The following is a 16161-nucleotide window of genomic DNA, read 5'->3' on the forward strand; positions in this document are numbered from 1 at the left end:
TTCCTATGACCCATCATCCTACTTTTCGCACCGTTCAGGTGATGCTGCTCGCCGCCTGCTGCGTTGCAGTCATCGCCGGCTGTCGCACCGCCGCCTCGCTCGGACTGCCTGTTTCGGCAAGTTCCAACGCGTTGCTTCCCTACGCAACGAATCTCCGCCAAGCCGGACATCGTCACGGCATCCCAACGGAGTTGGCCAAGCAAGCCTTGCCGCCTCACCGCATGGAAGCTGGCGATGTCTTGGTCATTGAGCCCAACGATTTCAATTCGCCCGTGCGTCTGCAAAGCGACCAAACCGTCCATCAAGATGGCTACATCGAACTGGGCGACTACGGCCGTGTGGCGGTCCTCGGTATGACGACCGAAGAGATCCAACAAACGGTTCAATCGCGTGTTGCCGCTCGAGAAACGGAAAAGAGTCAACAACGATTCGCTCTCGCCTCACACAGCCAGAATCGCCCGCCGGAGGAAATAGTCGACTACGGCGTCAACGTCCGCTTGGTCAACAACGAAAGCGATCAGTTCTATGTGATGGGAGAGGTCAATGCGCCAGGCTCGTATCAGTTGGTCGGCGCCGAAACGGTGTTGGACGCACTGATCGCTGCCGGTGGTTTGTCCGATCGAGCGAACGAACACAAAATCATTCTCACTCGCCCCCAACCGGACGGACAACCACGACTGGTCCTCCCCGTTTGCTACAAACAAATTCTGCAACTGGGTGATGTCACCACGAACTACCAATTGCTTCCTGGGGACCGCATCTATGTTCCCAGCATCACGCTCTGGGAAGATGTCAAACAAAGCGTCGCCTTCAACAGCGACAAGAGCTGCCCACACTGCCGCGAGTACCGCCAGTAGGTGACGGCAGAGCCAGCGAAACGAACGTCTCGTTCAGACCGCCCAAGACTCACTCGATTTCACGGAACAAGGCATCCGTTTCTTCGATTCGGAAACGCGTGGTCACCACCGAGTGTTTTTCTGGCCCCGGCTGATACTTGATGTACGTGGTCGCCACGATCGTTCCATCGGGCAACAACTCGACGCCCGGATAACCACAATCGCCCACATTCTTCGCGTGACTGTGCAACAGCTTGATTCGATATTGCCCCGGTCGGTTTTCGCGAATGTCCTCGTAAGTTCCGACCCAAGCCACGAAATGCCCGCGTGTTGGACTGCCCGGGGCCTGATCACGGAACGCGAATACCCAGCGACCGTCTGGCAGCGGGACGCCGATGTGTCGATCGCCCGACAATCCCCATGGCGTGTCAACGGGCGTGGTCCAGGTCTGGCCCTCATCACGCGAGAACATCATCAGACTGCGTCCGCGGTGTGTGTTCTCTCGCAGCAGACAACACAATTCTTCCCCGTCGGGTGAACGAAACACGAACGGCTCACAGGGATTCTTCCCTTCCACCGCGGCGACCACACGCGGCTCGGACCAAGTGAACCCTCCGTCCGCGGTGATGGTTTGCAACACGCTCAGCGGTGCTCTGTCCTTGCCGTCAGGCCCTTTGTGATACAGCCCCAGAGTCCGACCATCTTTCAGTGTCACCACACTGCTGAACGTCATCACACATGGAAAACCAAGTGGCGGCATCTCGGTCCAAGTCTGGCCGTCGTCTTCGCTCATGATGCTCGGCATCCCCGGACCACCACGCTGGTTGAGCGACGCCGAGAAGACCCACAACCGCGGCTTCCCCTCGGGATCAAGAATCCGATAGATGCTTGGACAATTTTGATGCTTTGAAAAGTTGGGTGGCAACTGATCGTCCAGTCGCGTCCACGTCAGTCCCCCGTCGTCGCTCTTGGCCATCGGCCCCGCCGAGCCACCGTGATTGACACACCAAACGCAAAGGATTGTTTCGCTCTCCGGCATCCGCAGTGTCGTGGGATGGCCTTGGTAAACGTCTTCGGTGCCCGCTGCGATGACCACCTGACGTTCCGTCTGCTGCGACAAATCCACGACCGGCAAATCAGGACCATCGCCCAACGCGGCGGAAGTCACTGACATGACTCCCACGATCCAGATCAACTGACGGCAAGCCAAACCAATGAGCGGGTTCCTTCGATCAGCAAGCAACAAATGCATGGTCAATTCCAGTGGAGGTACGGCGGGGTGTTTGAATCGAAACGAGACAGTCTACCCGATTCACGCGTCGCATTTGTTCCGAGCAAGGACTCCCAACGGTGGCGTCAGGGAGTGAAGGGGAACAGCAGGGGCACGATCCAGAGCGTGACCGCGAGAACGAGCAACTGCAGTGGGATGCCGACCTTCAGGAAATCGCCGAAACGGTAGCTGCCCGCGCCAGTCACCAGCGCATTGATCGGTGAAGCCATTGGAGTGGAAAAGGAGGTCGATGCAGCGAGCGCCACGCCCATCAACAAAGGGTACGGCGAAACGTCCAGCCGGTGAGCGACCTCCAGTGCCAGCGGTGCGAGCAACACACTCGTTGCGGTATTGGAAATCGCTTGACTGAGCAGCGACGTGACACTGAAGAGCAACAGCAGCAACAGAGTCGGGTTCGCTAAATGAGGGCTTTCCACGATCGCGTCGGTCACCATCCCCAGCACACCCGTTTTCTCGAGCGCCGTGGCCAGCGGCATGACCGAAGCGATCATCACGATGCTGTCCCAATGGATGCTCTGATAAGCCGTCGATCCACGAAATGCTCCGACCACCACGGTCAACAACGCGGCGACCAGAACCGCAGTCACATTGGCGACCACGCCTGTGCTCATCACCATCAACATTCCCAACAGAATCGCAACGACCCAGCCAGCAGCAGGAGTCAGTGTCGGACCATGTTGCTCGTCCTGTGTGCTGATCAGCAACACATCTCGTCGCGATTTCCAGAGTCGCTCCAGCGTGCTCGTGTTGGTGGCAATCAAAAGCGTGTTGCCTGGATTCAATGGCGTGTCAGATGTCCGCGTGCTGATTGGCTCCTTGCCATCGTGCATCGCCACCACCATCGCCCCGTATTGACGAAAAAAGTCGATTTCCCGAACCGTCCGCCCAACCAACTCAGAGCGAGGTGGGACGATCAATTCGGCCAGGTACACATCCTTGGGAAGCGACGGAGCGGTTGAAACCAACTCGACGTACCCTTCCGTGATCAGGCGTTCGACGGCCCCCTGGTTGGAGGATTTAATGAAGAGCGTGTCGCCGGGTCGCAACAGCGTATCGGCGTTGCATTTGCGCACGATATCCCCGTCCGAGCGACGAGTCAGCACCGCGATGACGTTGACTTGAAACGTCGTCCGCAACCCAATCTCCCGAAGCGTGCGGCCCGCCAAGACCGAACCCACGGGAATCGTGACTTCGCTGATCTGCCCCTCCACCCCGTAGCTATGGAGCAGGTCAGGACGCGAAACGTATCGCTGCTCGTGACTCGCTTGCGCCACGTTGTCGTCTTCCTTCGCCCTGTCAGGCAACAGTCGCGTTCCGATCGTGCACATGAAGCCAACACCGACGCAGAGCATGACCAAGCCCGCCGGCGCAAACGAAAAGAAATGAAACGGTTCCATCCCCGCATGCCGAAGTTCTTGACTGACGACGATGTTGGATGGGGTGCCAATCAGAGTCAGCATGCCGCCCAACGCGGCCGCAAAGGCCAGTGGGATCAACAGCTTCGACGGTGAGATTTCCGCACGGCGACTCAGCGAGAGCACGACAGGCAGCATCACAGCGACCGTTCCCGTTGAACTGATGAACGCCGACAACAGGGCACAGGCGAGCATCACCGTCGCGGTCAGCCGGACCGTCGACTTGCCGCCGATTCGCCCCAGCCCTCTGCCGACCTGATCAGCCACGCCGGTTTCCAAGATCGCACCACCGACGACAAACAGTCCGGCAATCATCAGCACCAACGAATTGGAAAAACCTGCGGTTGCCTCCGCTGGCGTCAGGATGCCGGTCAGCACGAGCGCCAAGAGCGAAACAAATGCAACGAGATCCATCCGGAATCGATCCACCACAAACGCGATGATGGTTGCCACCAGGATGAAAGTCACCATCCAAACGTCAGTGGACATCGGTTGATCCGTTCTTTCGTCGGAGTGATTCTTAAATGAAAAAGCAGGTGCGCATCAGTTGTCCCACTGCTGGGAAGGACCATCGCAACGATAGCTCTCGTCAATCGCTTCGTCGATCCATGTTGGAGACAACGGATCGACCGAACGATCCAATATCATCCCACCGTGCAACGATCGATCAGCCGCCCCATACTTCTCTGCCCGAGTCGCATACGCCACGGCAAGCACGGGCAGTGAAAGCTGCGTTTCATCTTGCCAGGCGACGCCGTGCGATATCGCACGCGGTTGCTGTGCAGTTCGTCACACTGTGTGACGCCTTCCCAAACGTGTTCGGGAGTGGCCCTGTGGTGCGACCTCTTGTCCACTGGACCTCCGTTGTGATGCCGAACCGTCAACACGCTGATCGAAATTCAGTTCGCAGCGGCAGCAGTGCTCTTTCCTGAATGAATGTCCATCGCGGAACAACGTTTGCCAATCAAGGATGGCAACTTGATTGCCACGTGTTGAGCGTGGATGGATCTCCTAATTTTCCATCCCTTGGTTCAGCACCACTCCTTGGAAATAAGATGAAGAAAAACGAGCCGCTGACAAAAATCATGTCAACAGGATTGCAGACCATTCACGACGGCGAGCCCGTTTCGAAGTTGCGAGCCATGTTTGAATCCGGTGGCATTCACCACATCCCTGTTGTCAGCGGGGAGAAGTTGATCGGCATCGTTAGCTGGAGTGACTTCGTGCGAATCTCGTTTGGCGAGTTCGGAAACCAAACCTCGAAGTCCTTGGATCAAACACTCGATCACCTTTACAAGGTGCACGACGTGATGGTCGCCGATTGCGTCACGATTGAAAAATCGAGCACGATCCGTGACGCCGCGAGACTGCTTGGGTCTCACAGTTTCCACTCTCTGCCTGTCGTCGAAGGAGACAAGCTGGTGGGCATTGTGACCTCAACGGACTTGATTCAGTATCTCGCTGATCAATAGCCTTCACGCGTCGCCGGAACCGCTTCAGCCAAGCAGCTGTTTCGATCACGCTGGGTGACGCCCGCACAGCTTTTCAACTGCGGGCGATCACCCACTATGGCTCGACCCCAACGCCTGGTCCCTCCCTCAACTCACTTGTCGAGTGTTTGAATCAACGCCTCGGGACGCACAAGGTGGAAATAGTGCCCATGGTCGGCGGTCAAAATCAACGCGGTGTCATCCCAGCCACCATTTTGCTCAATCCACTGAACAACCGCCGCGAACGCATCGTCACCGCTGAGCACAGCCCCGATTGAATTGTCGATGTTGTTGGAGTGATTTGCCCAATCGACGTCGCCCGATTCGACCAGCAACCACCAACGTTCATTTTTCGATTGGAGCACCTCCATCGCAGCAACCGCCATCTCGCGTAGCTGGACGTTTTCAACCCGATCGGCCTCGCTGTAGACCTCTGCCTTGGCCGGTTTGGGATTGCCAACGCTGACGACGGGGTCGTAGTTGCCGTCGGCGGTCTGGAACGGCAGGTGACCGGCTTGAGCACCAAAGAAACCAAACAACCGCTTGCCATCGGTTTTTGCTTGCTCGACGGCCTTGCTCAACACCTCGGTACCAGCCACCCCATTGGTTCGTTGAGCCACGACGTACTTGCCGCCGTTTTGAATATCAATCGCTTCCAAATCTTCGGGCGCCAGGTAGCGATTCCCGGGGACAAAGTTCTTGCCCTGAGCGCCGTCGGTGTCCTTGTCCATTCCCCAGCCACCACCAATCAGCACATCCACCCCTGGCAGACCACCGGGATGATAAATCGACGGACGCCCGATCAGGTCGCGAGTCAAATCTTGATAGTCGTTTCGATGAACGTTGTTGGCGTAGGCACATCCCGGCGTTGCATGGCTGATCGGAACGCTCGTCACCACTCCCACCGCAAAACCATCTTCTTGCAGTGTTCGAGCGATCGGCAACGCCTCACGCCCCATCGAATTGACATTCATCGACGCGTTGTAGGTCTTGATGCCACTCATCAACGAAGTCGCCGAGGATGCCGAATCGGTGTAGGCCTGGCGGTTCTGTTTGCTTTTGCCAATCGGATAGTCCGCGTCCTTGATCGGGCTCCACGGTGAATCGCCACCCAACTCGGGGTCATAACCACCACGAACTTTGCCGTCAGGATTGACGACGATTTGCTTGTCGACACTCACATTGGTGCCATCGTTGTGCGGGCTGGTGACGCAGTAGCCAAAGTCGGTCGTCGTGCCTCGGTAATCTTGAAAATGCAAACCCTCCCCTCGTCCTTGGTCGTAGGCAACGCGACCTGACTTCGCGATCGCAGCCGCTCGCGTCGTGTCCCAATCCATGCCATCGAAGACAAACAGAATGACTCGCTTCTTCCCTGACTCGGCCGCTTGTTTCTGCAGCCGATAAACATCGGTTTGGTCAAAGTACTCCGCGTTCGGGTTCAAGGTCTTTTCAGGCAGGTAGCCGTAGAGCTTTTCGATGGCCGCCGCATCGCGATACAGGCTGTTCTCACCGCGGACCGATTGGAGATCCATCCCAAATGAGTACACCGGGATCAACCGGTTGCTATGCGTTTTCCAACTGGAATAGGTGTCTGGGTCGGATCCCCAGTGCCCCCAGTCCGACGTGCGTGTTGTCGCTGCATCGGCCTGCAACTTGGCGATCGGGTCAGGGACTTGCGCCAGCAACGGCGTCCAGGATGTCGTGACCGCTCCTCCCATCAGAATGGCGAACAGCATTGTCAGGCGAGAGCAAAAACTCATGGTGGGGCCTCAGAAGTCGAGCGGGAGAGGTAGCTGGTGGGACGGTTTGGTGGGAGAGATTTGCTGCAAAGCGCAAAACTCTGGTACCGGCGATCATCCTTGGGGACATGCATCCATTCAAGACCCTTGTCCCCAGTGATTTCGTCCGCCCTCAGGAATCAGCGGCCTGCCTGCGTCTGAACTTGCCCTCCATCACCCGTGCTTCGGCGTGATCCGCTGTCGAATGATTCGATCCAGTGGACGCTCCGTTCGGCCAGTCGTCGGGCGACGATGCCGTGCCAATTTCAGGGAAGTGAATCCCGAACCTTGGGGATGACAACCAACTTGGAGCCGTCTCACAAATAATCCAAACGAGAGGCAAGCATCCACACCGGTATGAGATACAGCAACGGAACACACGCAATGATGAACGCTGAAATTGGCCGCCTGGCGATCAATCCAACGATCGAAAAAAAAGAACAGGTGACATAGACGGGCGGATAGAAGCACGCAGCAGCGAAAAATTTGCAGAGCAAAGCCACCTCCTCCTTCGCTTCCGCTTTCGGCAGATCGCCTGTCGGCACACCATCGCCTGACAGCACACCGAAGATCAGAAACAACCCGAGAATGAAAAGGAACGGCAAGTATTTGAAAGGCCAGATCCCAACCATCACTGGCAAGACAGGAAGCAATCGCCCGACTGATTTCAGTAGTTTCATGCTTGCTCCCATCAGCGTGACAAAAGAAACAGCCCCCGAACGAACCGCCCCCCCCAATGTAACGGATCAACTCCCCCAAAGCTCGCGCAGCGGTCGCGTGCCGCCGAAATGAATGGACCTTGCTCGGGAACCCCACGCGTCCGTTCCGAACTTGCCTTTTGCCGATCGGTTCTGTTGGCCAACAGGCCTTTCTCCACCCCAACACGATGCGTCCAACCTTTGTCCCCTGCTCCCACACGCTTCGGGTATCGGGCGGCTTTCAAGTCTCGAACTGCCAGGCAATTTCTCATGACCCTCGCTCCGGGAGGGTCGAGCGAAGCGAGGGGAGAGTGAAGCAAAGCCGCACGACCCGTGAAGCGGTAGGGGCCGGGAAAGGAGCGTTCAGCGACGCATCCGGGTGAGGGCAACACGCACAACCATCGCCCAACAACACCGAATTTCAACTCCTGTCCCCCCTCTCGCACGGAGGTCGTGCAGTTTTTTGGTGCTGCATTTTGGCGGGTTTTCACGCGGCGCACCTCTCCTGAAACGCAGTTTCAGGAGAGGTCGAGCGACGCCGTTCAGGCGTACGCGAGGGTGAGGGCCGAGCATGGGGAGCGGCGCGGATGGCCCTCCCCCGGAAATCTCGCTGAACGCTCGCTTTCCGACCCCTCCCGCTGCACGGGCGGGGTTCTCAAGGCATTGCAAGCACAGCATTTAAAAACTGCACGACCTCCACGCTTTGTGGGGAGAGGGCGAGGGGCAAGATCTCAACCCAAGGTTCGGAGCACCAACCGGCGTATTTCAGTCACTCGTGGATGGTTTTGGATTGTATTGACTCCGAATCGTGGTAGCTTGCAATGTTGGCCTGCGTGAAGCGTGCACTCAAATCACGCCCGTGAGTTTCCACCGCATCTTCCGGTTGAAACCTCTCTGTTCGCAATTCGCTGTTTGATTTCGCCGTCGATTTTCTTCGGCAGACAAACCGCAGCAGGCCTCTGGATGGCCCAAGGAGGCGATCATGGTGGATGTTTTTGCCAAGACACCACGTTATGTCTTGAAGGATGGGGCGAACCCGACGGGTCCGCCTGTCATTTCAGCAGCGGCCGATCCCCATTCCGTTGTCATTCACGGGTTTTCGGACAAACCAGACTACGACGTGTTCGTGTCTGCCAGTTCGCTGGAACTCACCCCGTACCCACTGGTCAAAGGGTTCCTGAAGAATCAATGCGAACTGGACACGGACGTTCTAAGACTGATCGTGCTCGATCCAGTCTCGCCCACCCAAGCATGCCTAGATGCCACCACGCTTCAGGCCGTACTCGAGGCCTTGCGGATTGGTTCGAAGAGTGTCCCGGTCTCCCACCGATTGCGACGGGATCCGTCTTCGTCGGGCTACCGAATTGAACCGATTGCTTGCTCCTCCCCAGCGAGCCCTCTGTCATGAATTGGAAACAAGTCAAACGGCAATGGCCGGCCGTCCAAAATGGCATCAAACGCACCTGGGGAAAGATCGACGAGATGGACTTGAAGATGATCCACGGCGAACGTGAATCGTTCATCCGAATTCTGGCCCAGCGGTATCACTACACCGAGGCGGTGGCAGAAACCAAGGTGGACCAATTTGTCGCCTGCTTGCAGCCCGACAATGAAAGCCACCAGTTGCCATCCTGGGTCTCTCAACGACTGCAAAGATGTTGGGATCATGTCCATTTTACAAGTCGGCGATGACACCGATCCCTGGATCCAATTTGTCGGCGGCCCCTTCGATGGGCATCGGCAACACCATCCGTCCGCGACGGAACCATTGGCAGCGGATGTCGTCTGGTTGGTCACGCCTGACTCTTTGCGACAGATCGACCATCTCGAATCCATCCACCCCGCCTTGGGAAATGCGTTGACCAGTGTCGCGCTGTACATCCTCAACACGACTTCGGAGCACCCCAATTACCTGTATGCAGGATCCCTGGGCCCACGAGCGTTCAGCGATGTGATTGCGAATCTGAATTGACACGGATGCCCCCACACCACCCCAACCCTCAAGGAAAACGGAATGGAACGCATGGAAGGAAAGTCACTTTCGAGTGGGCTCGCCAAAGGAGTTGCGGTTGTGGTGGGTTACGAGTTGCAGCGGACAATCACGCTGCCCGATCTCGATCAACCTGCTCCCGATCAACCCGAGTCAATCTCCAGAGCCCGCGTCCCAGTCGAATGCGACCGCATGGACGATGCCCTGGAACGATCCCAACGAGACCTCCAGGAACTCAAAACGATTGCATCCGACAATTCTTCGGTGGCCTCGGCGATCGAACTGGTGTCCGCCCACGCGGCGATGGCGGGCGAGATTGCCTCGCTGGTAAAGGACCGAATCTCGCACGATCTGGTGGGAGTCGAGGAGGCCCTGGATTCCGTCATCGTGCAAACAGTCAGTCGGTTGACCAAGATCGACAACGACTACCTTCGCGAGCGAGAAACGGACGTCCGTGACATTGGGCAACGCATGATGCGACATCTGTTGGGACTGACACCAACCAACCTGGCTGAACTTCCTTCCAATGCGATCATCGTTGCCCGGGAACTCGTTCCATCCGATGCGATTGCACTGGCGAACTCCGGACTGGTTGGCATCGTGACGCAGATTGGCGGAAACCTCGGTCACACGGCCATCATCGCTCGATCACTGGGCATCCCCGCTGTCTCAGGCATCGCCAATGTCACTCAGCGAATCACCAGCGGAATGACTCTGTTGCTCGACGGGGAGGCCGGCATCATCACCGCCGAACCTTCCGCAGAACAACTGTCCAACTTCGACGCTCGAATCGTGGAAGCGGAACGTCTCACCGACGCCAGCGACACGCTGAACAGCGGCCCCTGCCGGACCCTCGATGGCATCGAGATCACGCTGCTCGGCAATGTCGGGTTGTCGGCCGATCTGGACCAAGTCCTTCGTCGCGGGATGGCAGGCGTCGGTCTGTTCCGAACCGAGTTTCTCTACTTGCAATCCACCCAGCGGCCAGACACGGAGGCCCAACGCCGGATCTTTGCTCCAATGGCAAAACGACTGGGTGACCGGCCTCTGGTGATTCGCACCTTCGACCTGGGCGGCGACAAACTGCCCCCGTTTCTGTCGCTGGATGAGAACATGGATCCATCCAGTCTGAGTTTGCGTGGGCTGCGATTCTCACTCGCTGAAAAGCATTTGCTTCGGTCGCAACTGACCGCGATCGTCCAGGTTGCCCAAGAAGCCGATGTGAGAATTCTGTTCCCGATGGTGATCGGTGGTCACGACTTCGCGCAAGCGATTTCGATGGTGGAAGAGGTCGTCGAAGAATGCCAGGCATTCAAGCGACCTCAGATCGGAGCCATGATCGAAACGCCTGCCGCCCTGTTCTGCTTGGACGAAATTCTCGAACTCGCTGACTTTGTCGCCATCGGCACCAACGATCTCACGCAGTACCTGTTGGCCGCCGACCGCGAACTGTCCGCTGAAAGCGAACTGGTCACCGCAATGCACCCCGCGGTATTGCGAGCGATCCAGCAAGTCGTGGTGGCAGCCAAACGCTGGAATTGCCCGGTCTGTGTTTGCGGCGAAGAAGCCAGTGACCCCGAATTTGCAGAACTGTTGATCGGACTCGGAATTCAAGAACTGAGCATCAGCCCTTCGCGCGCGGGCGAACTCGCGACCGCCATCGGCAAGATGAATTCAGCAACCGCGAGTGCCCTTGCGCAACTCGCACAAAAGTGCCGCAGCCCGCAAGAGGTTCGGCAATTGTTGACGCCAGAAAGCAGACAAGAACAGCTCGAAGAATCAGACCACCAACCCGTGGATGCAATCGGAACTCGCTCGTGATCGAAAGAAGCTCCACCTCGTTGCTGCTGCAACCGAGTGACGTGCCGCCATCGCAGGCTGACCTCCGAGTGATCGGCGTGTTCAACCCGGCCGTTGCAATCCTCAATGACGACCGGTTCATGCTGGCCCGCGTCGCGGAACTGCCATCCGAATCACGAACCGGATGGCTCCCTCTGCCCCGTTGGTCAACCTCCGGGACGACCGAGGTCGACTGGGTGCGGGAAGAGGATCTGACCCACGTCGATGCACGCGTGGTGGCGATGAAGACCAGCGGCGACCTGCGTTTGACTTCCGTTTCCCATTTGCGACTCTATCGCTCATCGAACGCAAGCGACACGTCTTGGGAGTTCGTCACAACGATTCATCCCGAAGGCCCTTGGGAAGAATACGGCATCGAAGACCCTCGGATCACCAAGATCGGGCCGATCTACTGGATCACCTATGTCGCTGTTTCTCGATCCGGTGCAGCGACCGCACTGATGTCATCGACGGACCTGATGACCTTCCAGCGTCACGGCATCATCTTCCCCAGCGAAAACAAAGACGTCGTCCTGTTCCCGGAAATGATCTCCGGTGACTTTGTCGCCTTGCACCGCCCGAACCCTCACTCGCACTTTCACTCGCCCCAAATTTGGCTGGCCCGTTCGCCCGACATGATTCATTGGGGGCGTCACGAATGTGTTCTCAGCGGAATGCATGCCTGGGAAAGCGACCGCGTTGGCAGTGGCACGCCGCCGATTTTATGCGAGGAGGGTTGGCTCACGCTTCATCACGGCAGCGCTCGTCCGAGTTCCGCCGGCACCGTGGGTTGTTACTCCGCGGGTGCGATCTTGCTCGATCGCGATCATCCCGGTCGTGTGCTGGCTCGGTCAAGCCAACCGATGATGCAGCCCACAACCGAATATGAGCTTCATGGCTTCGTCCCCCAGGTCGTGTTCCCAACCGCCATGCTGGACCGAGACGATCAGCTTCACGTCTTCTACGGAGCCGCCGACACCTGTGTCGCCTCGGCCCGTTTCCCAAAGCAATCCGTCCTGGATTCGCTGCAACGACAACCCCCGAGTCAACCCAAACAATGACCTCACCTGATCTATTAAAAATTGCCTTCCTTGGCGACTACTTGCCGCGCAAATGTGGCATCGCCACGTTCACTCACGACCTGCGAATCGCCGTCGCCACTGAATCCTGTGCGGAGTGCATCGTGGTCACGATGGACGACGTCGACGGCGGCTACGCCTACGACGATGAAGTCCAGTTTCAAGTGGCCGATCAAGAACTGGATGAGTACCGATCGGCAGCTGACTTCCTGAACTTCAGCAACGTGGATGTGATCTCGCTGCAGCACGAATTCGGCATCTATGGCGGTCCCTGCGGAAGCCACATTCTGGCCCTGCTGCAAGACGTTCGGATGCCGGTCGTCACGACCCTTCACACGGTTCTGTCGGAACCCAGCCAAACCCAGCGGGCGGTGATGATGCAGCTGATTCGGTTGTCAACGCGGCTGGTCGTGATGACGGAGCGAAGTCGCCAAACGCTGCTCAACACCTACTCCGTCGACAGTGAACAAGTCGACTTGATCGCGCACGGAATCCCGGAAGCTCCCGAGACCGACCAAAGCGTCCTGAAAGAACAATTCGGGGTCGAGAACAACAACGTCGCACTCACCTTTGGCTTGCTTTCCCCCGGCAAAGGCATCGAACATGTCTTGAAAGCGATCCCAGAGATCGTCGCCCAATTCCCGGATTTCATCTACATCGTCCTGGGGGCAACGCACCCCAGCCTGATTCGCGATCAAGGCGAACGCTATCGGATCAGCCTGGAACGGATGGCAAAGGAACTGGGCGTTTCCAAGCATGTCAGTTTCTACAACCGCTTTGTCGAACTGGAAGAACTGACGGAATTCATTGGTGCTGCGGACCTGTACATCACACCGTATCTGAACGTGGAACAAGCCGTCTCGGGAACGCTGGCCTACGCGTTTGGTTGTGGCCAAGCCGTGATTTCCACTCCCTACTGGCACGCCGAAGAACTGCTCGCCGATGGGCGTGGGGTGCTGGTCCCGTTCGCGGATCCAGCCGCGATCGCGCGCGAGGTGATCGGGTTGTTGGGCGACGACGACCGGCGTCTGGCAATGCGAGCGAAGGCCTATGAACTGGGTCGCAGCATGACCTGGGACCATGTCTCGCAGATGTACCTCGACTCATTCAACCGAGCCCGAGATCAACGCACGTCGTCCTCGAAACCACTCGCGGTCCGCACGCTGGACGAACAACCTTTGGCGCTGCCGCAAATGCAGCTCGACCATCTGCAGCACCTCAGTGATTCCACCGGCATCATCCAGCACGCCATCTATTCCATTCCCGATCACGCCCATGGCTACTGCACCGATGACAACGCTCGAGCCTTGATCCTGACGGTCTTGCTGGAGGAACAAGGCAAGGATTCCCCCGAAGTCCGTGCGTTGGCATCTCGCTACGCCGCCTTCCTCAACAACGCCTTCAATCGTGACACCGGACGATTCCGCAACTTCCTTGGGTTTGATCGACAATGGATGGAAGCAGACGGTTCGGACGATTCGCAGGGCCGCGCCTTGTGGGCAATCGGAACGTGCGTCGGTCGATCCTGCAACGCAGGCTTGGTTGCCTGGGCGCGAGAGGTGTTCCACCAAGCACTTCCTGCCAGCGAACGAACCACCTCCCCGAGAACCTGGGCACTCGCCATCATCGGCATTCACGAATACTTGCGACGCTACAGCGGTGATCGCGTGGCTGCGGCGATGAGTCAGCAACTCGCCGACCGCCTGGCCGACATGTACGAAGCCATCGCCACGGACGAATGGCCCTGGTTCGAAAAAATCGCGACCTACAACAACGCCAAACTATCGCAAGCCCTGATCACACATGGTCGCTGGTTCGACAATCAACGCGCGGTCGACATCGGGCTGAAATCCTTGCATTGGCTTAGCGGAATCCAACGCTCGCCGCAGGGAAGGTTTCGCCCGATTGGTTCCAACGGCTTCAGCCCCGAAGGCGAAGTGACGGCCGTGTTCGATCAACAAGCCATCGAGGCGCATGCCATGATCTCGGCCTCGATCGAAGCCTTCGCTGCCAGCAAAGACAACTTCTGGTCCGAACAAGCTCACTTGGCATTCGATTGGTTCTTGGGACGCAATGATCTCGGCCAACCCATTTACGACGCCTCCACAGGCGGTTGCTTTGACGGCTTGATGGAAAATCAAGTCAATGAAAACCAAGGCGCTGAGTCCACGCTCGCGTTCTTACTCTCACTCGCTGAAATGCGCGGCTTGAATGCCATGATGCGCGTCGTCCCCAACCCCACTCACTGATCTTCACCTTGCCAATCAAACGAACCGGAATCGTCCTCTCGCCCAACCGCCAACGCGTCGTCCTCCGACCGTTCCAGCCTCCTGGTGACGATCGTGTGCTGCGTGTCATCGGACGGGTCTGCACCCTTTCCGAAGCGGAGGTGAACCAACAACTCGCCCATGTCCTGGAGGAATTCCACGGGCGACATCAAAAACCCAAGGCCTACTTTGAACAACGGTTTCGGGACCTCAAACACCACCTGCTCACCGACACCCCGCTCAGCGAAAACCGGCGGCTGCTGCTGGGAGCGTACTTCACCCAAGAATACGCGCTCGAATCGGCCGCTCTGTTCAACCCTTCGCTCGTGTGGCATCCCGACCAATCGAATCTCCCTGCAGGTACGCGGCGGTTTGCAATGAGCTTGCGAGCCGTCGGCGAAGGACACATCTCCTCCATCGTCTTTCGCAGTGGAACGATCGACCGCAACTGCAACATTCAGGTCGATGAATCCGTGCGGTATGTCACGACACCTCGGTACGTCCCCGATTCCTGTTACGAGAACAGTCTGTTTCGGCGCAAACTCATCGAACTCGGGCTCGGCAACACGTTCACCTACGAAGTGCTGGACGCACTCCCGGAGGAATTCACACTCGCCGAACTGGAAACGCGTTTGCAAGCGTCGCTCCGCGAACATCGCTCGCTTCACAACGAACTCGCGCCGCTGGTGGATCGAGTGGTCATGCTGGCCAAATCGAACTACGAAATCCAATACACACCCGATCACGAACTGTCCGAACGAGTCATCTTTCCATTCAGTCCCACCGAAAGCAACGGGATCGAAGACGCGCGTTTCGTGGACTTCCAAGACGACGATGGCAGCCGTCGATACTACGCCACCTACAGCGCCTACGACGGCCAATTGGTCTTGCCCCAATTGTTAGAAACAAAGGACTTCCTGCGTTTCAAGATGCACACTCTCAACGGTCCCGCCGTCGCCAACAAAGGCATGGCGTTGTTCCCGCGGAAAATCAACGGCCATTACGCAATGCTGGGCCGGCAAGACGGCGAACATCTGTTTCTGATGTATTCCGACATGCTCTATTTCTGGCACACCAGCGAATTGATCATCAAGCCTGCCATGCCTTGGGAGTACATCCAAATGGGCAACTGTGGCTCGCCCATCGAAACCGACGCAGGGTGGCTGGTCCTCACTCACGGTGTCGGCCCGATGCGCAAGTACTGCATCGGCGCGATGCTGCTGGACCTGAATGACCCTTCCAAAGTCATCGCACGGTTGAGCGAACCTCTGATCACTCCCAACGAAGTCGAGCGGGAAGGCTACGTCCCCAACGTGGTCTACACCTGCGGTTCGATCATTCATGAAAACCAACTGATCATCCCCTACGCGATGTCCGACTACGCCACCACGTTTGCCACCATCGAAGTTGACAAATTGCTGGCCTTGATGACGTAGAGAACCGTCGAAAAATCCGTGTCAGGTACCCTTTGCCAAACG

The 16161-nt window shown here is 57.6% G+C and carries 13 protein-coding genes; 9 read left to right on the forward strand and 4 right to left on the reverse strand.

Annotated elements, in window-relative coordinates; all coding sequences use genetic code 11:
- The first annotated feature begins 5 nt into the window (after positions 1 to 5).
- A complete protein-coding gene (locus RISK_RS05205; protein ID WP_083434792.1) occupies positions 6 to 857 on the forward strand; it encodes a polysaccharide biosynthesis/export family protein in 852 nt (283 codons plus the stop codon).
- A gap of 49 nt (positions 858 to 906) precedes the next feature.
- On the opposite strand, the gene RISK_RS05210 is transcribed toward RISK_RS05205, so the two are convergent.
- Together RISK_RS05210 and RISK_RS05215 are read right to left on the reverse strand one after the other, a co-directional pair.
- Complete coding sequence (locus tag RISK_RS05210) at positions 907 to 2010, reverse strand: sialidase family protein (protein ID WP_047813236.1); 1104 nt, start codon at positions 2008 to 2010, stop codon at positions 907 to 909.
- Positions 2011 to 2192: 182 nt separating this feature from the next.
- On the reverse strand, positions 2193 to 4031 hold the full coding sequence (locus RISK_RS05215; protein ID WP_047813218.1) for an SLC13 family permease: 1839 nt from the start codon (positions 4029 to 4031) through the stop codon (positions 2193 to 2195).
- Positions 4032 to 4597: 566 nt separating this feature from the next.
- On the opposite strand from RISK_RS05215, the gene RISK_RS05220 reads away from it, so the two are divergent.
- Positions 4598 to 5014: a CBS domain-containing protein gene (locus RISK_RS05220; RefSeq protein ID WP_047813237.1), complete on the forward strand. Its 417-nt coding sequence runs from the start codon at positions 4598 to 4600 to the stop codon at positions 5012 to 5014.
- A 131-nt stretch (positions 5015 to 5145) separates the two neighbouring features.
- On the opposite strand, the gene RISK_RS05225 is transcribed toward RISK_RS05220, so the two are convergent.
- Complete coding sequence (locus RISK_RS05225; protein ID WP_236696040.1) at positions 5146 to 6792, reverse strand: alkaline phosphatase; 1647 nt, start codon at positions 6790 to 6792, stop codon at positions 5146 to 5148.
- Between the two features lie 335 nt (positions 6793 to 7127).
- Positions 7128 to 7490, reverse strand: a complete 363-nt coding sequence (locus RISK_RS05230) for a hypothetical protein (protein ID WP_083434794.1) — start codon at positions 7488 to 7490, stop codon at positions 7128 to 7130.
- A 1000-nt stretch (positions 7491 to 8490) separates the two neighbouring features.
- Here RISK_RS05230 and RISK_RS05240 point away from each other — a divergent pair.
- Genes RISK_RS05240 through RISK_RS05270 form a run of 7 tightly spaced genes read left to right on the forward strand, consistent with a single transcriptional unit; the run spans position 8491 to position 16119 of the window.
- Positions 8491 to 8916 carry a hypothetical protein gene (locus RISK_RS05240; protein WP_236696041.1) on the forward strand — a complete coding sequence of 142 codons (426 nt, stop codon included), beginning with the start codon at positions 8491 to 8493 and terminating at the stop codon, positions 8914 to 8916.
- Positions 8913 to 9200: a CsbD family protein gene (locus RISK_RS27880; protein WP_053061066.1), complete on the forward strand. Its 288-nt coding sequence runs from the start codon at positions 8913 to 8915 to the stop codon at positions 9198 to 9200. Before RISK_RS05240 ends, RISK_RS27880 begins: the two co-directional genes overlap by 4 nt.
- Positions 9175 to 9480, forward strand: coding sequence for a hypothetical protein (locus tag RISK_RS05250; protein ID WP_053061067.1), 306 nt, complete (start codon positions 9175 to 9177; stop codon positions 9478 to 9480). Before RISK_RS27880 ends, RISK_RS05250 begins: the two co-directional genes overlap by 26 nt.
- A 42-nt stretch (positions 9481 to 9522) precedes the next feature.
- Positions 9523 to 11319 carry a phosphoenolpyruvate--protein phosphotransferase gene (ptsP, locus tag RISK_RS05255; protein ID WP_047813221.1) on the forward strand — a complete coding sequence of 599 codons (1797 nt, stop codon included), beginning with the start codon at positions 9523 to 9525 and terminating at the stop codon, positions 11317 to 11319.
- On the forward strand, positions 11316 to 12398 hold the full coding sequence (locus tag RISK_RS05260) for a glycoside hydrolase family 130 protein (RefSeq protein WP_047813222.1): 1083 nt from the start codon (positions 11316 to 11318) through the stop codon (positions 12396 to 12398). Before ptsP ends, RISK_RS05260 begins: the two co-directional genes overlap by 4 nt.
- Positions 12395 to 14665, forward strand: a complete 2271-nt coding sequence (locus RISK_RS05265) for a glycosyltransferase family 4 protein (RefSeq protein ID WP_047813223.1) — start codon at positions 12395 to 12397, stop codon at positions 14663 to 14665. The genes RISK_RS05260 and RISK_RS05265 overlap by 4 nt, the downstream gene beginning before the upstream one ends.
- An 8-nt stretch (positions 14666 to 14673) precedes the next feature.
- Positions 14674 to 16119: a glycoside hydrolase family 130 protein gene (locus RISK_RS05270; RefSeq protein ID WP_047813224.1), complete on the forward strand. Its 1446-nt coding sequence runs from the start codon at positions 14674 to 14676 to the stop codon at positions 16117 to 16119.
- Positions 16120 to 16161 lie beyond the last annotated feature (42 nt).

Origin of the sequence: Rhodopirellula islandica (genome assembly GCF_001027925.1) — a bacterium.
Classification (GTDB): Bacteria; Planctomycetota; Planctomycetia; order Pirellulales; family Pirellulaceae; genus Rhodopirellula; species Rhodopirellula islandica.